Genomic DNA, 19,295 nt, shown 5'->3' on the forward strand with positions numbered 1-19,295 from the left:
CACGCAAGGTTGTGGAGTTCGGGGCCGTCCGAACCGTGTCGACCAGCCGGCTCGCAGACGACGTCGCCGAGCAGATTCGACAGCTCATCATCACCCAGGACATCGCCGAAGGCGCGCGCCTGCCGTCGGAGCGCCACCTCGCGGAGATGTTCGGCGCCAGTCGGCCGATCGTCAGCCAGGCCTTGCGCACGTTGTCGCTCATGGGGCTTGTCGAGATCAAGCAGGGCTCGGGAGCGTACGTGATGCGCCGCCCGGAGTCGGGCCTGGCCGCCTCCGTCAACCTGATGCTCGACCTCGACAGGCAGTCCCTGTCACGCCTGGTCGACCTGAGGCTCTGGCTGGAGACGCTGGGCGCGACCGAAGGGCTGCGAAACCCCGAAACCGACCTCGCCGAGGTGAGGTCGGCGCTGCAACGCCTCAAGGAGAGCATGGCCCACGGCACGTCGGCGTGGATCGCCGCCGACACGGTCTTCCACGCGGCGGTCGTCCGGACCTCCGGCAACCCGTTCCTGACCTCGATCTACGAGGCGGTCCACACCGCGATCATCTCTTACGAGTACGACGACTGGGTCAACAGGGACCTGATCCCCGACTGGCTGTTACCGGACAGCGCCGACGCTCAGATGGCCATTCACAAGCCCATCCTGGACGGGATGACCGCCGGTGACGACACCGCCACCCGCGCCGCGATCCGTCACCACCACGAGGTGATGCTCCAGCACATCGAGCGCAGCCGCCGTTAGCGTCGCGAGAAAACATCGCGGGCCGCATGCCTTGAGGGGCTCACGCCGGGAAAGACGGCGGACGGGTGATCCGGCCCTCGGGCCGGCACGGGTGAGGTCCCTGTGACAGGACGGTCGCCACCTGAGGTGTCGGCTCCGCCACGACGAGATCCGGCTACTGGTCGACCTCGGCGCTGCCGTTGACGCGGAGCTTGCGGCGGGCGCGGTCGTAGAAGCTCTTGGGGCCGAGCCTGACCACCCAGGCGGCGGCGCGGATCGCGGTGATACCGAGCGCGTCCCCGGGTGTCAGGTGCGCGGCCACCGCGCCGTCCACCTCCACGGCGAGTCGTCCGCTCGTCGGCAGCAGGTCGAGCACCACCCGCTCGTCGGCCGACAGCACGAGGGCCCGGTTGAACGACGAGTGCGCGGCGGCGGGAACCACCAGGAACCCCTCGACCGTCGGCGACACTATGGGGCCGCCCGCGGAGAAGCTGTAGGCGGTCGACCCGGTGGGGGTGGCCACGATCACCGCGTCGGCCGCGTAGCGCACGAAGGGATGGCCCTCCACGGTGATCGACACCGCCGACAGCCCGTCACCCGGTATCCGCACCAGGGCGATGTCGTTGAACGCGGTCATCGTCGTGCCGTCGGGCAGGGTCGCCCGCACCGCCATGCGCGGCTCGACGCTGTAGTCGTGGTTGTCGATGGCCGACAGCGCGGGAGGCAGCTCGTCGACGTCGATCTCCGCGAGGAATCCCAGCTTGCCGAGATTGACGCCCAGGACGGGGAGCTTGCGCTCCGAGGCGAGCCGCATGGTGCGCAGCATCGTGCCGTCGCCGCCGAGGCTGACGAGCAGGTCGGCGCGGTCGACCAGGGTGGGGGCGTCGACCGCGACGGCGCTGCAGTCGATGCGCCCGACCTCGTCGGGCAGCCCGAGCACCGTGACGTCGCGGGCGCGGGCCCACTCCACGATCGTGTCGATGGCCACCTTCGAATCGCGCTGCGGGTGCAGAACCAGTCCCACGGTCTTGACCATCCCCATGCCTCACACTGTACGGGGAGCCGCCATCGGATCCGTACGCCGAATCCCGCGGTCCGCGAGATCGGGGTACGGCGGCGAGGAGCGGGCGAGCCCTTGGGCGGCAGGCCCCGCGGTGAGTGCGGGCACAGGTGCGAGCGCCGGGCACAGATAAGGGTTCGGCGGCGAGGAACGGGCTTCCAGGCGTGGGGGCTTTCGGGGGTGGCGGAGGTGGAGAGCCTCAGCCCTGGCGCCTTTTCTTCATCCGCGCCTCGTGGAGGTGGCGGCGCCCGCCGGCGAGCCGCTCCCTGATCCGCCTTTCCACGCCGGTGAAGGCGGCGTGGTACCCGTCCTCGTACTCCTCCACGATCTGGAAGGTCCACCTGTCGGGGATGACGTCCAGGCCGATCAGCTCGCGGGTCACCATGTCGGCCATCTCGGGGTGACCCGCGGCGCGCAGCAGTTCCACGGCCTCGTCGAGTTGCAGGTCGGCGTGGCCGGTCAGCTGGTGGAAGGAGTAGAGGTGTCCGCGAGCCCTCTGGGTCGTCTCCAAGGCCTCGGAGAGCTTGCCCAGGGCCTCGGCGGTCGCGTCGTCGACCTCGATATCGGCCCCGGTATCGGCACTGCTGTCGGCACTGCTGTCGGCCTCGGTTGCGGCATCGACGCGGGACGAGGCGTCGGGCGAGGTTCGGGAGGAGGCCGTCTCCGGCCGTACGTCGTGGGTCACCCGATCTCCTCCTCGCGGGGCGGCGGCGGTGCTCGGGGCGGTGTGCCGGAGCTCGGTCGCTGTCGGCTGCATGCCCTCTGAGCTGTGGGAACGTGTCCCTACCCCGGGTGGAGAGCGTGAATCACCGGCTTCGGGCCGTGCGCGAAGAGGTGGTCTTGAGTGAACACACAGTTAAATGCCAGGAAAGGTGGCTACCCTCCCTGGGCATGGACTGGCAGCGCAAGGCAAACAACGCACTTGTCAGGCTCACCGGATTCCAGCTTAACCGAGTAGGAAAAGTTGGTCCACCGGTGGCGGTGAGGGCACCCGCGGCGGCGGCGGAGGAATCGTTCAGGCCGCCCTCGGACCCGAAGATCGACCGGCTGCTGATCGCCCCGATCTTCATCCTCTCGCCGGTGCGGTCCGGTTCCACGCTGCTGAGGGTCCTGCTCAACGCCCACTCCATGCTGCACGCCCCGCACGAGCTGCACGTCCGAAGGCTGCGGGTGGAGTTCGGCACCTCGCTGGCGGAGAAGGCGATGGGGGCGCTCGGGCACGACCGGGCCGACCTGGAACACCTGCTGTGGGACCGCGTGCTGCACCGCGAGCTGGTCAAAAGCGGCAAGACGTTCGTCGTGGACAAGACTCCGGCCAACGCCTTCGCGTACCGGCGGATCGCCGCGTGCTGGCCGGACGCCCGGTTCGTCTTCCTGCTGCGCCACCCGGCGTCCATCGCGAGTTCGTGGTACGAGGCGGGCGCGGGCAAGAGGACGCCCGAGGAGGCGGCGCTCGACGCCCTTCGCTACATGAAGGCCGTGCAGCGGGCCCGGGGGGCGCTCAGCGGGTGCACCGTGCGCTACGAGGACCTGACCGCCGACCCCGAGACCGAGGGGCGCCGCCTGTGTGACTTCCTCGGCGTTCCCTGGGAGCCGGAGATGCTGACGTACGGGGAGCAGTCCGTGCTGGAGAAGGGGCTGGGCGACTGGAAGGACAAGATCCGCTCCGGGAGCGTGCAGCCCGCGCGCGAACTGCCGACGACGGAGGAGATCCCCGAGCCGCTCAGGCCGATGTGTGAGAACTGGGGATACCTGCCGCGCGCCGCGGAGCCCGCGTGACGGCCCCGGGGGTGCCCGGAGCTCCCGGTGCGATGAAGATCCGCTACATGCTCCTGCACGCGTACGGCATGGGTGGAACGATCCGCACGGTGATCAACCAGGCGAACGCGATGGCCGCGGCCGGACACGAGGTCGAGATCGTCAGCGTGGTGCGCCGCAGGGAGAGCCCGCAGTTCCCGATCGACGAGCGCGTCCGTCTCCTGGCGCTGTCGGACCAGCGGGAGGCCAGGCCGGTCGACTCGGTGGGACGCAAGGCCTGGCGGCGGATCCGCGGCAAGATCGTGCCCGCGGGGGAGTTCGCGGCCTCCTACTTCACCGAGCGCGTGGAGCGGGCCGTCATCGAGTACGTCTCCGCGCTCCAGGACGGCATCCTGGTCACCACCCGTCCCGCGCTGAACCTCATCTCCGCCCGGCGCACTCCCGCGAGCGTGGTCAGGGTCGCCCAGGAACACATGAACCTGGCCACCCACCCCGCGGCGGTCCGGTCGGCGATCGCCCGCCACTACGGCGGCCTGGACGCGGTGGCCGTGCTCACCGGGACCGACAGGAAGGAATACCAGGAGCTTCTGCCCGACACCCCCGTCGTGCGGATACCCAACGCGGTCGGCCCGGTGCGGCAGCCGCCCGCCGAACGGGAGGGGAGGCTCGCGGTCGCGGCCGGGCGGCTCGTCGGGCAGAAGGGGTTCGACCTGCTGATCCCCGCGTTCCGGCAGGTCGTCGACCGCCACCCGGACTGGCGGCTGCGCATCTACGGCACCGGCCCGAAGAAGGACAAGCTGCGCGAGCTCCTGAAGGAGCACGCGCTGGGCGACAACGTCACCTTGATGGGACGGACCGAGCACCTCGACGAGGAGCTGGCCAAGGCGTCCTTCTACGTGCTCAGCTCGCGGTTCGAGGGGTTGCCGATGGTGATGATCGAGGCGATGGCCCAGGCGCTGCCCGTGGTCGCCTTCGACTGCCCGACCGGCCCGGCCGACGTGCTCACCCCCGGCGTCGACGGGCTGCTCGTCCCGCCCAAGGACGTCGACGCGCTGGCGGCGGCGATGGTCCGGCTCATCGAGGACCGGGAGTTGCGGGAGCGGATCGGGGCCGCCGCGATCGTCACCGCGCGCGACTACACGCCCGAGGTGGTCATGCCGCTCTGGGAGAACCTGTTCGCCGAGCTTCTGGACCGCGCGCCGGAACGGTAATACTTACCAGCTTTGCCCGACTTTCCGCTTTTAAGGGAAATGTCGCTCTGGTTCATATTTCGCATTTTTCGTCGCTGTGCCGTCGCGTTTTCGTGCGAGGCCGCGGGTGTGTCCGGGCGCCCGGGATATGGGCGTGTCCGGGACGACCGGGGAGCGTCCGGGATCGGCCGCCGGCCTGTCCGGGGTGCGCCCAGGTCGCGAGGACGTGACCTGGGCCCGTTTCACGCGAGGGGTTTCCGCGTCGCGGCGCCGGTCGCCGAGGATGCGTGATGCCGTGTCCGTCATGGCGGACACCCCGGCCCGCGGAGCCCGTCGTATGCGTGCGGCGCCGCGATGAACAAGACATTCAATGTTTTTCGGGCATTTGGCGATGGCGACTTTTTTAATTGCCGGCCGGATCGTAGTCAATGCTTGACAGGTTATTTAAGGACCTCCCAATATTGAGGCGTCCACGATGGCGGGCCGTATCCGGCTCCGCGCATCGGGGGGTCAACGATTCTGCCGTTTCTGTCGCGGGTAATTGACGTTCCCCCCTGGCTGTTTCATGTCTTTTTCTCCCCTGTCAGATACGAGTACGGATCGGTGGTGTGTTGTGACGGAGTTCGAGGCTGGCCGGTCGCAGCTGAGCTTGAGTACGGACGCCGCGCGTAACCTGGCGACGACGACCAAGTCGACTCCCCAGATGCAGGAGATCACCTCACGGTGGCTGCTGCGGATGCTCCCCTGGACGCAGGTCTCGGGCGGCACCTACCGCGTCAACCGGCGGCTGAGCTACACGATCGGTGACGGGCGGGTGAGCTTCACCAACTCGGGGTCGCAGGTGGCGGTCATCCCGGCCGAGTTGTGCGAGCTGCCCCTGCTGCGCGGGTTCGACGACTCCGACGTCCTCGACGCGCTGGCGGGCAGGTTCGTCCAGCGCGACTTCCAGGCCGGCGACGTGCTCGTGGAGGCGGGACAGCCGGCCGACGAGGTCGTGCTCATCGCGCACGGCAAGGTCAACAAGCTCGGCACGGGTCCGTACGGCGACGAGATCGTGCTGACCGTGCTCGCCGCGGGCGACCACTTCGGTGACGACGCGCTCGTCGGTGACGAGGGCGAGTGGCCGTTCACCGCCAAGGCGGTCACCAGTGGCACGGCGATGGTCCTGCCCCGGCACGCGTTCCTTGAGCTGGCAGGGCAGGCCGAGCCGCTCCAGGCCCACCTGCGGCAGCGGGAGACGGCCGAGCGCGGGCCGCAGAACAAGTACGGCGAGGCCGCCGTCGAGGTGGCCGCCGGGCACGCGGGAGAGGCCGACCTGCCGGGCACGTTCGTCGACTACGAGCTCACCCCGCGCGAATATCAGCTGAGCGTCGCGCAGACGGTCCTGCGGGTGCACACCCGGGTGGCCGACCTCTACAACGACCCGATGGACCAGATCGAGCAGCAGCTCCGGCTCACGATCGAGGTGCTGCGCGAGCGCCAGGAGCACGAGCTGATCAACAACCGCGAGTTCGGGCTGCTGCACAACGCCGACCTCAAGCAGCGGATCCACACCCGCAGCGGCCCGCCCACCCCCGACGACCTCGACGAGCTGCTCAGCCGTCGCAGGAGCACGAGCTTCTTCCTCGCCCACCCGCACGCCATCGCCGCCTTCGGCCGCGAGTGCAACGCGCGCGGACTCTACCCGCAGGGCGTCGACGTCGGCGGCAGCGGGGTGCCCGCCTGGCGCGGCGTCCCCATCTTCTCCTGCAGCAAGATCCCCATCACCTCCACCCGCACCACCTCGATCCTGGCGATGCGCGTCGGAGAGGACAACCAGGGGGTCATCGGCCTGCACCAGACCGGCATCCCGGACGAATACCAGCCGAGCCTGTCGGTTCGCTTCATGGGCATCAGCGAGAAGGCGATCATCTCCTACCTGGTCAGCGCCTACTACTCCGCCGCCGTCCTGGTGCCCGACGCGCTCGGCATCCTGGAAGACGTCGAGATCGGCCACTGAGGACGGGCCGGGCGACCCACCACCTTCGGGCCGGCCGCTGAGCGAGGGAGAGCAAGGATGACGACCATCGAGATGTCGACGAACGGGCGGTCCGCGGGTGAGGTGCTCGCCTGGAGCCGGGACATGGTCGAGGCGACCCTGCGCCCGGCGGCCGACACGCTGCCCGCCTCGATGCGGCGAATCGCCGGATACCAGTTCGGCTGGTGGGACGAGCAGGGCAGGCCGTCCACGATCGGCGGGGGCAAGGCGCTCCGTCCCGCGCTCGCCCTGCTCTCGGCCGAAGCCGTCGGGGGGACCGCCGTCTCGGCCCTTCGACCGGCGGCGGCCGTCGAGCTGGTGCACGACTTCTCCCTGCTGCACGACGACGTGATGGACGGTGACCGGACCCGCCGCCACCGCCCCACGGCCTGGGCCGTCTTCGGCGTCAGCCCGGCGATCCTGGCCGGTGACGCGCTGCTGACGCTCGCCTTCGACGTGCTCGCGACCGGAGGGCACCCGGCGACCGCCGAGGCGACCCGGATATTCAGCACCGCCGTGCAGGAGCTCCTGGACGGCCAGAGCGCGGACGTCGCCTTCGAGGATCGCCGGGATGTCGGGCCGGCCGACTGCCTGAGCATGGCGACCGGTAAGACCGGGGCCCTGCTGGGGTGCGCGTGCGGGCTCGGCGCGCTGTTCGGCGGTGGCACTCCCGAGCAGGTCGAGCACCTCGTCGCCTTCGGCAGGGACCTGGGGCTCGCGTTCCAGCTCGTCGACGACCTGCTCGGCATCTGGGGAGATCCCGCGACGACCGGCAAGCCCGTCCACTCGGATCTGCGCAGCCGCAAGAAGTCCGTCCCGGTCGTCGCGGCCCTCACCTCGGGCACCCCGGCCGGACGGGAGCTGGCCGGGCTCTACCACCGGGAGCAGCCGCTCTCCGACGACGAGCTGGTCCACGCGGCCACGCTCGTCGAGGCCGCGGGCGGGCGCGACTGGACGCGGGTGGAGGCCGACGAGCTGCTCGCGCGGGCACTGCGTCACCTGGAGGCAGTGGGTGCGCCGCCCCGGCCCGCCGCGGAGCTGACCACCCTCGCTCGTCTCGTCACCCGCCGCGACCACTAGACGGTGCGGAGGCGGGCGGGCGCCTCCGCGTTCGTCTCCTCGGTGGAGCCCTCAGACGAAGGCGCCGATGCCGGTGATCGCCCGTCCCACGATCAGGGTGTTGATCTCCCGCGTCCCCTCGTAGGAGTAGATCGCCTCGGAGTCGGCGACGAACCGGCCGACGTCGTAGTCGAGGTCGATGCCGTTACCGCCCAGGATCTCCCTCGCCCACCCCACGGCCTCGCGCATCCGCGCCGTGCAGAAGGCCTTGGCCATCGCCGAGTGCTCGTCTTTGTAGACGCCCGCGTCCTGGAGTTGCGCCAGCCGCACCACCATGCCCAGTGAGCAGGTGATGTTGCCCAGCATCCGCACGAGCAGGTCCTGCACGAGCTGGAACCCCGCGATCGGCCGCCCGAACTGCTCGCGCGTCCCGGCGTACTCCAGCGCCAGCTCGTAGGCGCCCATCATGCACCCCACCGCCTGCCACGCCACGCCTCCCCGGGTCTGCCGCAGGATGGCGCCGGTGTCGCGGAAGCCGTTGGCCTTCTGCAGCCGGTTGATCTCCGGCACCAGGCAGTTGGTGAGGGTGATGTCGGCGTTCTGGACCGTCCGCAGGGCTATCTTGTTCTCGATCTTCGTCGCGGCGAAGCCGGGCGTACCCTTCTCGACCACGAATCCCTTGACTGCGCCGTCGGCCTCGTCCTTCGCCCACACCACGATCAGGTCGGCGAAGGTCGCGTTGCCGATCCAGCGCTTGGCCCCGTTGAGCACCCACATGTCGCCCTCGCGGCGGGCCGTCGTGCGCAGTCCGGCCGCGACGTCGGAACCCCCCTCGGGTTCCGTCAGCGCGAACGCGCCGATCTTCTCCATCGCGGCCATCGGCGCCAGCCACCGCTCTCGCTGCTCCTCCGAGCCCAGCCGGTCGACGCTGCCCATCGCGAGGCCGTTGTGGACACCGAAGAACGTGCCCATCGACGGATCCACCCGGTTCATCTCCAGGACCACGAACCCGGTCAGCAGGCTCCGCGCTCCCCGATAGGACAGGCCCGCGATGTCAAGCTTGGCGAACCCGGGAACCAGTTCGTGGGGAAAGCGGGAGTTGGTCCACGACTCGTTCGCGATGGGCGCGACCTCGCGCGCCATGAACTCCCGCACCCGGAGCACGATCTCCTTCTCGTGCCCCTCCAGCAGGTCGAAGTAGTCATAGAAATCACCGGTCGTCATCGGCGCGGCTCCCCTCCGGTAGTCGTGTCCCTGTCTTGGCCGAATGCCCGAAAGCCGGGGCATCAAGCGGAACACGCCGGAGACGATGCCGGAGACGGTGAAGGCCCGGGGGATGCCCGGGCCTTCACGTCGGTCGCCGTCAGGCGTCACCCGGCCGCGACGCGGCCTCAGGCGGGACTACCAGCGGCGGGTGTAAACACGCACCCCGTCGGTCCGGCTGCGGCTCTCCTCGAGCTTGTCGGTGCCGTCGAAGATCGCGCGGTAGTCGCCGCTCTTGGTCGCGCGGGCCTTGGCGCGGAACTTACCCTGCCAGTTCGTGTCGGCGGAGGTCACGTACTTCCAGGCGCTGGAGCCGCGCTTGCGGAAGTAGATCTCCACCTCCTCGCCGCGTACGCCCTTCCAGCGCCTGTCGTCGACCTGGAGACTGCCGGTGAAGTAGACCGAGCGGCCCTTGCGGACGCGCTCGGGGTTCGCGGAGAACCGGTAGACGCGGGTCTCGGCCTTCTCGGCCTTCTCGTGCACGACGGAGAAGTTGACCTCGTCGGTCACCTTCTTGCCGTCCTTGTCGTACGCGTCGGCGATCGCGACCCAGCGACCCTCGAAGTCGCTCTCGTCGAAGCTGGTCGTGAAGCGCCACAGGTCGCCCTTGTGCAGGAGCCTGGGCTCCTGGGCGGCCATGGTGCGGGCCTGGTCGGAGACCGGCCTGAGGCGAAGCTCGACGCGGGTGGCCTCGGTGGTACGGACCTCGATGGAGACCCTCGTGTCGTCGTCTCCCTTCACGACGACCGGGTTCGGGTCGATGTTGTCGATGCGCACACTGAGAGCGACTCGCTCCGCGGAGGCCGTTCCCGCGGACAGGAGCAGAGAGCTGCCCACCGCGGTCGACAGCAGGCCGATGGCGATTCGTTTCATCAAGACGCTTTCCTCTTCTCCCCGTTTCAGGAGACGGTCAGGGTTGACCGTTCCCGCATCCATAAGACGACACAGAAGCGGGTGATGTTGCCAAAAATCTCCAAAAAAGGAGGTTTAAGTCTCCGTAAGGTAACGTTTCTGGGCGGGAACGGCCAGGTCAGGCGTCGGACGCCGGGTCCCGAAAATTTATTTGAAGCAAGTCTGTTATATCCGATTTGTCGGAATTCCCTTTGTGGGGCGGAGGGGTCGCGGGTGGGTTCGGTATCACTAACCGGACATAACGGACAATTGGGGTGTGGTGTCGCGGTGTCGCCGGACGGATAGCGTTTGCGTATGAGTGCCACCATCGTCGCCAAGGACCTGGCCGCCGGACACGGCGACCGCGCGCTTTTCACCGGGCTCGACCTGGTGGTCGCCCCCGGTGACATCGTCGGCCTGGTCGGGGTGAACGGCGCGGGCAAGTCAACCCTGCTGCGGATCCTCGCGGGGCTGCTGCCCGCCGAGCACGGCTCCGTGCGGCTCAGCCCGCCCTCGGCGTCGGTCGGCTACCTGCCCCAGGAGCGTGAGCGCCGCGCGGGCGAGACGATCGCGGAGTTCCTGGCCCGCCGTACCGGGGTGGCCGCCGCGCAGCGCGCGCTGGACGCCGCGACCCAGGGGCTGGTGGAGGGCGCCCCGGGCGCCGACGACGACTACGCCACCGGTCTGGAGCGCTGGCTCGCCCTGGGCGGCGCCGACCTGGAGGACCGGGCCGCCGAGGTCGTCGCCGAACTCGGCCTCGCCGTGGAGCTCGACCGGCCGATGACGGCGCTCTCCGGCGGCCAGGCCGCGCGGGCGGGCATGGCCTCCCTGCTGCTCAGCCGATACGACGTCTTCCTGCTGGACGAACCCACCAACGACCTCGACCTGGAGGGGCTGGAGCGGCTCGAACGCTTCGTCACCGGGCTGCGCGCCGGGACCGTCCTGGTCAGCCACGACCGCGAGTTCCTGGCCAGGACCGTGAACAGGGTCGTCGAGCTCGACCTCGCCCAGCAGCTGGTCAGGGTGCACGGCGGCGGCTACGAGGCATACCTCGCCGAGCGCGAGGTCGCCCGTCGGCACGCCCGCGAGGAGTACGAGGAGTACGCGGGCACCGTCGCCTCCCTCAAGCAGCGCGCGGGGATGCAGCGCGCCTGGATGGAGAAGGGCGTCAAGAACGCGCGGCGAAAGGCGCCCGACAACGACAAGATCGGCCGCAACCTCCGTACCGAGACGACGGAGAAGCAGGCGGCGAAGGCCCGCCAGACCGAGCGGATGATCGAGCGGCTGGAAGAGGTGGAGGAGCCCCGCAAGGAGTGGGAGCTGCGCATGGAGATCGCGGTGGCGCCGAGGTCGGGCGCCGTCGTCGCGACGCTGCGCGACGCCGTGGTCCGGCGCGGCACGTTCACCCTCGGCCCGGTGAACCTGGAGGTCGGCTGGGCGGAGCGGGTGGCGATCACCGGCGCGAACGGCTCGGGCAAGTCCACCCTGCTCGCGGCGCTTCTGGGCCGGCTCCCGCTGGAGGAGGGCAACGCCTCGCTCGGTCCCGGCGTGGTCGTCGGGGAGGTGGACCAGGCGCGCGGGCTCTTCCTCGGTGACGAACCCCTGGTGGACGCCTTCGGCGCGGCCGTGCCCGACATGGTCCCCGGTGACGTCCGCACGCTGCTCGCCAAGTTCGGCCTGCGCGCCGCGCACGTGCCGCGCCCGGCCGCCACCCTCTCGCCGGGGGAGCGGACCCGGGCCGCGCTCGCGCTGCTCCAGGCGCGCGGGGTGAACCTGCTCGTGCTGGACGAGCCGACCAACCACCTGGACCTGGCCGCGATCGAGCAGCTGGAGTCCGCGCTCGCCTCCTATCCCGGTACGCTGCTGCTGGTCACCCACGACCGCCGGATGCTGGAGGCGGTGCACACCACCCGGCGGATCCACGTCGACGAGGGCCGGATCGCCGAAAGGTGACCGAGACGCTCGCGGGACCTGACTGATGACGTAACTTTCGCAAGTCTCTGCAAGTAATTGCTTCTTTTGCCTTATAGTTTCATCATGACGCGACGGCTTGCAGAAGTGGCCAAGAAGGTCGGGATGAGCGAGGCGACGGTCAGTCGCGTGCTCAACGGGAAGCCCGGCGTGTCCGAGGCGACCCGTGAGGCCGTCCTCACGGCGCTCGACGTGCTCGGCTACGAGCGGCCGACCCAGCTGCGAGGCGACAGGGCGCGGCTGGTCGGGCTCGTCCTCCCCGAGCTGCAGAACCCCATCTTCCCCGCCTTCGCCGAGGTGGTCGGGGGCGCGCTGGCCCAGCAGGGCTTCACCTCCGTGCTGTGCACCCGGACCCTGGGCGGAGTCTCCGAGGCGGAGTACGTCGATCTGCTGCTCCAGCAGCAGGTGTCGGGGGTCGTCTTCGCCGGAGGGCTGTTCGCCCAGGCCGACGCCCCCCACGACCATTACGAGCTGCTGCGGGAGCGGCGTCTGCCGACCGTGCTGGTGAACGCCGCGGTCGCGCACCTCGCCTTCCCGCAGGTCTCCTGCGACGACGTGGCCGCCGCCGAGATGGCGCTCGGCCACCTGCGGTCGCTGGGCCACGAGCGGATCGGCATGGTGCTCGGCCCTCCCGACCACGTGCCCTCGCGGCGCAAGCTGGACGCGGCCGACCTCGACCCCGAGTTCGTGGAGCACACCATGTTCTCCCTGGAGGGGGGGCACGCGGCGGCCGCCCGGCTGATGCGAAAGGGCGTGACCGGCGTCATCTGCGCGAGCGACGTGATGGCCCTGGGCGCGATCAGGGCGGCACGCAGGGCCGGGCTCTCCGTGCCCGACGACGTCTCGGTGATCGGTTATGACGACTCCGCGCTGATGAACTGCACCGACCCGCCGCTGACGACGCTGCGCCAGCCGATCGACGCGATGGGACGCGCGGTCGTCGACCTGCTCGCGGCCCAGATCGACAAGGCCCTCGTCCCGGCCGACGAGCTGCTCTTCGAGCCCGAACTGGTGGTCAGGGCCTCGACCGGCCCGGTCAGGCGCTGAGGGGCGCCGGTCGCGAGGCGGGGGACGCCGCCCCACGTGTCCCGTGGGGCGGGTCCCCTCCACCCGGGCCTCTGGCTGGTCGTCTCGCCGGCACTCCGGGGGCGCGGGGTGCCGTGGGCGTCCGAGATGACGGACACCACACCGCAGGATCGCTTCCGGTCACGTCCACAGGTGATCTAGCAGCAAGGTGTCATTTTCTTCCAAATTTACATTCGATTATTGCGAATATATATCGTAAATAAGAAGTTATGGTGTCCCGGGCTTCCTGGCGGGGTGCCCGGCGGAGGCTCCGCGGGTTCGGGGCGGTTCGCCTGACGGGTGTCCTGAACCGGCTCGTGTGGCGACTGGTCCCGCGTCGGGTCGAGTAAGTCGAGTAATGGGTCACGACCTTCCGTGAATCCGGTGGAATCGCGACGCATACCGCCTCCGCACTCTTCTGCGGCTTTGGTTGTCACTCGAACATTTCTGTGCCTTCTATTTGTCGCTTCGGTTACTCTGTGTAGTTATTGATCTCTTAGAGTTGTACCGGCAAGTGTGGAGGATCCATCACCTGCGCCCCCCGAAGGCACGCTTCGTCATTCGGAAGGAAAAGATCTTGCGTAAGAGATTTGCCGTGCTCACCTCGGCGGGCGTAGGCGCTTTCATGGTCATCTTGGCGGCACCGGCGGTCGCCGCTCCCAGCGCCGACACGATCGTCACGTTCTCCGTCGAGGCGGGGAGTCTGGACATCACCGCACCGGCCGGTCCGATCAATCTCGGCTCGGCTCCCCCCGGTGGCACGATCACCGGGCAGATCGGCCCGGTGTCGGTCTCGGACACCCGAGGCGGGGCGACCTCGGTCTGGACCGCGACGGTGTTCGCGACGGACTTCACCGCCGCCGCCCTGACGATCCCCTTCTCCTCCGTGGAGTACTGGTCCGGGCCGACGACCGCCACCACCGGTGGCGGTACCTTCATCCCCGGACAGCCCACGGCGGGCGACGCGGTCCCGCTGACGGGGACGGCGCAGACCGCGATCCCATCCATGGCCCACACGGGAGGCACTGGCGGCAGCACGGCGGCGTGGAACCCCACGCTGATCGTCAACATTCCCATCACGGCTCAGATCGGCGACTACAGCGGGACGGTGACACATCAGGTGGCGTAGCCGGATCGCTGGACCGTTCGCGCTGACGCTGCTGGCCGCGCTGTGTTCCAGCGTGGCCGGCGCGTCGGCGGGCGCGAATCGGGTCGCGGACCCTCGGGGCACGATCGGCATCCGCCTTCTCGAAGCACCGGTCAGCTACCGCGGCGATCCTCGCGCGCTCTCCTACATCGTCGACCACCTCAACCCGGGCACCACCATCCATCGGAAGGTGGAGATCTCCAACACGTCCGGGAAACCTCGGCACATCAGCCTGTATCCGGCCGCAGCCAATGTCGCGCGCAACAGTTTCAACGCGCCGGCGGGCCGCCCCAGGAACGAACTGGTGGGCTGGATGTCGCTCGACCGAGACTCGGTCGACCTGCCGCCGGGCGGCACGTCGACCGCCCAGGTAACGATCAAAGTGCCGCCCGTGGCCTCGCGCGGAGAGCGCTTCGGTGTCGTCTGGGCGGAGGCGGTCGCCGAACCCGACGACACTCACCCCGTACGCGTCGTCAACCGGGTCGGGATCCGCGTCTACCTCGATGTCGGGCCGGGCGGCGAACCTCCGTCGGACTTCCGGATCGAGACACTGACGCCCGCGCGGGCCCCGGACGGCAGCCCGCAGCTGGTGGCACAGGTCCGCAACACCGGCGAGCGGACCCTGGACATGAACGGGTCGGTGTCGCTCACGGAGGGCCCCGGCGGTCTGCAGGCCGGGCCTTTCCCCGCTGACCTGGGCGTCACGCTGCTTCCGGACGCCGCCGCCCGGGTGACCGTGACCATGGACCGGCGCATGCCCGACGGTCCCTGGAAGGCCAGGCTGACCCTGATGAGCGGCATGGTGAAACGGATGGCCACCGCCACCCTCACCTTCCCGGCGGCGGGTGCGGGCCTGTCCGTCGAGCCCGACGAGAACTACCTGCCCCTGGTGGGACTGGTGGCCGGCCTGATCGTGCCCGCCACCGCCCTCGGCATCGTGGTGCGCCGCAGGCGCCGGGCCGCGGCCTCGGCGGGTTGACGCTCCCGCCGAGGCGGCGGCCCGGTGGCCGTGCCGGGCGGGCGGGGAGGTCCCGCTCGCCCGGCGTTCACTTCGAGACGTAGAGGATCTTCCAGCTGCCCGCGTACAGGCAGTTCAGGGAGGGCTTGGAAGCCTTGCGCTCGGAGCAGACCTTGAGCTCGACCTGGTAGAGGTCGTGCTGGGTGAACGAGAACGACTTCGGGGTGCCGTAGGAGCAGTCGACGACGCTGCGGTGCTTGAACGGCAGGTTCTTGCCGTCGGGGGTGCGGTAGGTGAGGCGGAAGACCGCCCAGCCGCAGGAGGAGTCCCTGGTCAGGTCGTAGACCTTGCCGGAGATCTTGCCCCTCTCGGCGGCGGGGATGTCGGCGTGGTCCTCACCGTAGACGGTGATCGAGCCGTGCGCCTTGGCCCTCCTGCCGGGGGCGTAGTAGGTGCCCCACGGGCCGGCACCCTGCTCCGCCGTCGGGCCGGCGGTCGCCGGGCCGCTTCGGGCCGGCGCGGTCGCCGCCTGGGCGGTCGCCGGGGCGATGGAGACGAGTGCGGTGGCGAGGGTGAGTCCGGTGAGAAGGCGGCTGATCGTCATGGGAGGGATTCCTTTCCTGCTGGTGTGACCACAGTGTGTGATGGGCCGCTTTCAACCGGGTTGACCGCTCACTGCAAACGAGTATCAGCCACTTATAAGGGGGAATGTGGAGTCAACAGGAGGTAAGTGCATGGAAGCGCTGGGAATAGACATCGGCGGGTCGGGGATCAAGGGTGCGCCGGTGGACGTCACGAGAGGGCGGCTGACGCGGGAGAGGCGGCGCATCCCCACACCGAGCCCTGCCAAGCCCGAGGCCGTGGCCGAGGTGGTGGCGGAGATCGTCAAGCATTTCGCCTGGGAGGGGCCGGTGGGGGTCACCTTCCCCGGGATCGTGCTCGACGGGGTCGCCAGGTCGGCCGCCAACGTGGACAAGGACTGGATCGGCACGGACGCGCGGAGGCTGTTCTCCCAGGTCACGGGGTTGCCCGTCACCGTGCTCAACGACGCGGACGCGGCCGGTCTGGCCGAGGTGGCGGCGGGGGCCGCGAGGGGCAGGCCGGGGGTGGTGATGATGCTGACCTTCGGCACGGGGATCGGCAGCGCCCTGCTCATCGACGGCCGCCTGGTGCCCAACACCGAGCTCGGGCATCTGGAGATCAGGGGCAAGGAGGCCGAGAAGCGCGCCTCCGACCACGCGCGCGAGGCGCACGACCTCGACTGGGCAGAGTGGGCCGAGAGGGTGCAGGAGTATCTGGAGCACGTCGAGGCGTTGTTCTCCCCTTCGCTGTTCATCATCGGGGGAGGGGTCAGTAAGAAGGCGGACAGGTTCCTGCCCCTGATCAAGCTGCGCACCCCGATCGTCCCCGCCGGCCTCCAGAACGAGGCGGGCATCGTGGGCGCCGCCATGGCGGCCCTGGCGTAGCGGCGACCTTTCCCCAAGCCGCCCGCCCGGGTGCGCGCTTCGCGCGGGCGGCTCGCGAGACCGCCCTCGCCGGGACACGCGTTTCTCGTGAGAGCTCGAAGGTCGTCCTCAAGAAAGGCTCCCGGCGGTGCTCACCGGCGGCTATCACGCACGGTCCGGGAGCGGTTTCCGAGAGGAGTCTGAAACTTTCATTTCTCCAGAAAACTGTTCGGTGAGGTCAGAGGCTGGGACGGTCCCATTCAGGGGCCTCCGACGTGCAACAAGCTGTACACATCCTCGAAACATCCGGACTATGGGAGCGCTCCCACCATCGTCCTGGAGATGATTACGAATGACAGTCAATCCGCGCCGCCATACCTGGCGCAACCGGGTGGCGACCATGGCGGCCATGTTCGTGGCCGCCGCCGGTCTTGCCACCGGGCAGGCCGCCACGGCGCACGCCGCGGTCGCCTGCGACGTCGCCTACACCACCAATGACTGGCAGGGCGGATTCACCGCCAACATCACTCTGAAGAACCTCGGTGACCCGCTCACGAGCTGGACCCTGGGCTTCACCTTCGGCGCCGGGCAGACGATCCAGCAGGGCTGGTCGGCCACCTGGGCACAGTCGGGCGCTCAGGTCACCGCGAAGAACCTCGCCTGGAACGGCGCCCTCGCCACCGGTGCCTCCACCAGCATCGGCTTCAACGGATCGTGGAACGGGAGTAACCCCAAGCCCACCTCCTTCACGGTCAACGGCGTGACCTGCGGCGGGCAGACCCCGGTCAACCAGCCCCCCACGGTCAGCCTGACCAGCCCCGCCTCCGGAGCCACCTACCAGGCCGGTGCCGCCGTGCCGCTCGCGGCGACCGCGAGCGACGACGGCTCCATCAGCAAGGTGGAGTTCTACGTCGACGGCACGCTGGTCAACACCGACACCACCGCCCCCTACTCCTACTCCGCCACCGGTCTGGCGAGCGGCTCCCACACCGCGAGTGCCAAGGCGTACGACAACGCCTCCCCGGCGCTCTCCACCCAGACCGCCGCGGTGCCCTTCACCGTGGGCGGCGGCAACACGACGCCGTCGATCGTCGCCTCCCCGACCTCCCTCAGCGTCCCCGAGGGCTCGTCGAGGACGGTTGGTTTCCGGCTCAGCCAGGCGCCGAGTGGCAACGTCACGGTCAGCCTCGCCAAGACGGGTGACAGCGACATCACCATCGCGCCCAGCACGCTGACCTTCACCACCGCCAACTGGAACACGGCGCAGAACGTGACGGTCTCGGCGGCCCAGGACGCCGACCAGACCAACGGCACCGCCACCATCACGGCCACCGCCCCCGGACACACCGCCGCCACCGTGGCCGTGACCGAGGCCGACGACGACGGCCCCACCACGCCGGTGGAGCACGTCGACAACCCCTACGCCGACGCCGACGGCTACGTGAACCCCGACTGGTCGGCCAAGGCCGCCGCCGAGCCCGGTGGCACCGCGGTCTCCAAGATCTCCACCGCCGTGTGGCTGGACCGGATCGCCGCCATCGAGGGCACCTCCTCGGGCAGGGGCCTGCGCGCCCACCTGGACGAGGCCCTGCTGCAGGACGCGGCCAACGGCAGCAAGCCGCTGACGATCCAGGTCGTCATCTACAACCTGCCCAACCGCGACTGCTCGGCGCTCGCCTCCAACGGTGAGCTGCGCGTCTCCGAGAACGGCATGAACCGCTACAAGACCGAATACATCGACCCGATCGCCGCGATCATGGCCGAGTCGAAGTACGCCGGCCTGCGGATCTCGACGATCATCGAGATCGACTCGCTGCCGAACCTGGTGACCAACCTCAACCTGGCGGCGTGCCAGGAGGCGAAGGACAGCGGCGCCTACGTCAACGGCGTCCGCTACGCCCTGGACAAGCTGAGCGCGATCAAGAACGTCTACACCTACATCGACGCCGGTCACCACGGCTGGCTTGGCTGGGACTCCAACTTCGGCCCGTCCGCCGACCTGTTCGCGAGCACCGTCTCCGGCACCCTCAAGGGCTTCGACAGCGTGGACGGCTTCATCACCAACACCGCCAACTACTCGGCGCTGCGTGAGCCGCACTTCACCATCAACACCAACGTCAACGGCCAGAGTGTCCGCCAGTCCAAGTGGGTCGACTGGAACTACTACGTCGACGAGCTCTCCTTCGCTCAGGCGTTCAGGAACACGCTGATCCAGAAGGGCTTCAAGTCCAACATCGGCATGCTGATCGACACCTCCCGCAACGGCTGGGGAGGCTCGGCCCGCCCGGCCGCTCCCAGCACCTCGACGAACGTGGACACCTTCGTCAACCAGTCGCGCGTCGACCGCAGGGTCCACGCCGGCAACTGGTGCAACCAGAACGGTGCCGGACTGGGCGAGCGCCCGCAGGCCAGCCCCGCCGCCGGTCTGGACGCCTACGTCTGGGTCAAGCCTCCGGGTGAGTCCGACGGCTCCAGCAAGGAGATCCCGAACAACGAGGGCAAGGGCTTCGACCGGATGTGCGACCCGACCTACGGCGGTAACGAGCGCAACGGCAACAACCCCACCGGCGCCCTGGGTGACGCCCCGGTCTCCGGCCAGTGGTTCTCCGCCCAGTTCCGCCAGCTGCTGCAGAACGCCTACCCTCCCCTCCCGTAACCCGCTGACCCCGGATCCCGCCCCGGCGGGATCCGGGTGAGGCCCGATGCGACGGCCCCGTCACCCCCTACAGGGGGAGGCGGGGCCGTCCCC

The 19,295-nt window shown here is 69.4% G+C and carries 16 protein-coding genes; 11 read left to right on the plus strand and 5 right to left on the minus strand.

The window, feature by feature from the left end; genetic code table 11:
* Positions 1 to 35: 35 nt before the first annotated feature.
* Complete coding sequence (locus ABT352_RS18475) at positions 36 to 743, plus strand: FadR/GntR family transcriptional regulator (RefSeq protein WP_350946050.1); 708 nt, start codon at positions 36 to 38, stop codon at positions 741 to 743.
* Positions 744 to 897: 154 nt separating this feature from the next.
* Here ABT352_RS18475 and ABT352_RS18480 read toward each other — a convergent pair whose 3' ends face one another.
* Together ABT352_RS18480 and ABT352_RS18485 are read right to left on the minus strand one after the other, a co-directional pair.
* A complete protein-coding gene (locus ABT352_RS18480; RefSeq protein ID WP_350946051.1) occupies positions 898 to 1,764 on the minus strand; it encodes an NAD(+)/NADH kinase in 867 nt (288 codons plus the stop codon).
* A 217-nt stretch (positions 1,765 to 1,981) separates the two neighbouring features.
* Positions 1,982 to 2,467, minus strand: coding sequence for a hypothetical protein (locus tag ABT352_RS18485; RefSeq protein WP_350946052.1), 486 nt, complete (start codon positions 2,465 to 2,467; stop codon positions 1,982 to 1,984).
* 296 nt (positions 2,468 to 2,763) lie between these two features.
* Between ABT352_RS18485 and ABT352_RS18490 the strand changes: the two genes are divergently transcribed.
* The 4 genes from ABT352_RS18490 (at position 2,764) to ABT352_RS18505 (ending at position 7,827) form a co-directional block, all read left to right on the plus strand.
* Complete coding sequence (locus tag ABT352_RS18490; protein ID WP_350946053.1) at positions 2,764 to 3,561, plus strand: sulfotransferase family protein; 798 nt, start codon at positions 2,764 to 2,766, stop codon at positions 3,559 to 3,561.
* Entirely contained in the window at positions 3,558 to 4,751 is a 1,194-nt protein-coding gene (locus ABT352_RS18495; RefSeq protein ID WP_350946054.1) for a glycosyltransferase family 4 protein, read from the plus strand. Before ABT352_RS18490 ends, ABT352_RS18495 begins: the two co-directional genes overlap by 4 nt.
* Positions 4,752 to 5,343: 592 nt before the next feature.
* On the plus strand, positions 5,344 to 6,729 hold the full coding sequence (locus ABT352_RS18500; protein ID WP_350946055.1) for a family 2B encapsulin nanocompartment shell protein: 1,386 nt from the start codon (positions 5,344 to 5,346) through the stop codon (positions 6,727 to 6,729).
* A gap of 57 nt (positions 6,730 to 6,786) precedes the next feature.
* Positions 6,787 to 7,827: a family 2 encapsulin nanocompartment cargo protein polyprenyl transferase gene (locus tag ABT352_RS18505; protein WP_350946056.1), complete on the plus strand. Its 1,041-nt coding sequence runs from the start codon at positions 6,787 to 6,789 to the stop codon at positions 7,825 to 7,827.
* Positions 7,828 to 7,878: 51 nt separating this feature from the next.
* Here the strand turns inward: ABT352_RS18505 and ABT352_RS18510 are convergent, their stop codons facing one another.
* Entirely contained in the window at positions 7,879 to 9,030 is a 1,152-nt protein-coding gene (locus ABT352_RS18510; protein ID WP_350946057.1) for an acyl-CoA dehydrogenase family protein, read from the minus strand.
* A gap of 177 nt (positions 9,031 to 9,207) precedes the next feature.
* Entirely contained in the window at positions 9,208 to 9,942 is a 735-nt protein-coding gene (locus tag ABT352_RS18515; protein WP_350946058.1) for a hypothetical protein, read from the minus strand.
* A gap of 333 nt (positions 9,943 to 10,275) precedes the next feature.
* On the opposite strand from ABT352_RS18515, the gene ABT352_RS18520 reads away from it, so the two are divergent.
* From ABT352_RS18520 to ABT352_RS18535, 4 genes are all read left to right on the plus strand, one after another.
* On the plus strand, positions 10,276 to 11,913 hold the full coding sequence (locus ABT352_RS18520) for an ABC-F family ATP-binding cassette domain-containing protein (RefSeq protein WP_350946059.1): 1,638 nt from the start codon (positions 10,276 to 10,278) through the stop codon (positions 11,911 to 11,913).
* 84 nt (positions 11,914 to 11,997) lie between these two features.
* Positions 11,998 to 12,978, plus strand: coding sequence for a LacI family DNA-binding transcriptional regulator (locus ABT352_RS18525; protein WP_350946060.1), 981 nt, complete (start codon positions 11,998 to 12,000; stop codon positions 12,976 to 12,978).
* Between the two features lie 595 nt (positions 12,979 to 13,573).
* Complete coding sequence (locus ABT352_RS18530; protein WP_350946061.1) at positions 13,574 to 14,125, plus strand: hypothetical protein; 552 nt, start codon at positions 13,574 to 13,576, stop codon at positions 14,123 to 14,125.
* Positions 14,126 to 14,177: 52 nt separating this feature from the next.
* The gene (locus ABT352_RS18535) at positions 14,178 to 15,122 is read left to right on the plus strand and encodes a hypothetical protein (protein ID WP_350946062.1); all 945 of its coding nucleotides are present in this window, start codon (positions 14,178 to 14,180) and stop codon (positions 15,120 to 15,122) included.
* Positions 15,123 to 15,189: 67 nt separating this feature from the next.
* On the opposite strand, the gene ABT352_RS18540 is transcribed toward ABT352_RS18535, so the two are convergent.
* The gene (locus ABT352_RS18540; RefSeq protein ID WP_350946063.1) at positions 15,190 to 15,705 is read right to left on the minus strand and encodes a hypothetical protein; all 516 of its coding nucleotides are present in this window, start codon (positions 15,703 to 15,705) and stop codon (positions 15,190 to 15,192) included.
* 130 nt (positions 15,706 to 15,835) lie between these two features.
* Between ABT352_RS18540 and ppgK the strand changes: the two genes are divergently transcribed.
* Complete coding sequence (ppgK, locus tag ABT352_RS18545; RefSeq protein WP_350946064.1) at positions 15,836 to 16,567, plus strand: polyphosphate--glucose phosphotransferase; 732 nt, start codon at positions 15,836 to 15,838, stop codon at positions 16,565 to 16,567.
* A gap of 331 nt (positions 16,568 to 16,898) precedes the next feature.
* Positions 16,899 to 19,202, plus strand: a complete 2,304-nt coding sequence (locus ABT352_RS18555; protein WP_502992871.1) for a glycoside hydrolase family 6 protein — start codon at positions 16,899 to 16,901, stop codon at positions 19,200 to 19,202.
* Positions 19,203 to 19,295 lie beyond the last annotated feature (93 nt).

The organism is Streptosporangium sp. NPDC000563 (genome assembly GCF_040299985.1).
Lineage (GTDB): Bacteria > Actinomycetota > Actinomycetes > Streptosporangiales > Streptosporangiaceae > Streptosporangium.

Bases quoted from the DNA above. Each gene is read 5' to 3' on its own strand.
- ABT352_RS18480 (WP_350946051.1), bottom strand. From the start codon at position 1,764: ATGGGGATGGTCAAGACCGTGGGACTGGTTCTGCACCCGCAGCGCGAT.
- ABT352_RS18505 (WP_350946056.1), top strand. From the start codon at position 6,787: ATGACGACCATCGAGATGTCGACGAACGGGCGGTCCGCGGGTGAGGTG.
- ABT352_RS18510 (WP_350946057.1), bottom strand. From the start codon at position 9,030: ATGACGACCGGTGATTTCTATGACTACTTCGACCTGCTGGAGGGGCAC.
- ABT352_RS18515 (WP_350946058.1), bottom strand. From the start codon at position 9,942: ATGAAACGAATCGCCATCGGCCTGCTGTCGACCGCGGTGGGCAGCTCT.
- ABT352_RS18520 (WP_350946059.1), top strand. From the start codon at position 10,276: ATGAGTGCCACCATCGTCGCCAAGGACCTGGCCGCCGGACACGGCGAC.
- ABT352_RS18525 (WP_350946060.1), top strand. From the start codon at position 11,998: ATGACGCGACGGCTTGCAGAAGTGGCCAAGAAGGTCGGGATGAGCGAG.
- ABT352_RS18540 (WP_350946063.1), bottom strand. From the start codon at position 15,705: ATGACGATCAGCCGCCTTCTCACCGGACTCACCCTCGCCACCGCACTC.
- ppgK (WP_350946064.1), top strand. From the start codon at position 15,836: ATGGAAGCGCTGGGAATAGACATCGGCGGGTCGGGGATCAAGGGTGCG.
- ABT352_RS18555 (WP_502992871.1), top strand. From the start codon at position 16,899: ATGACAGTCAATCCGCGCCGCCATACCTGGCGCAACCGGGTGGCGACC.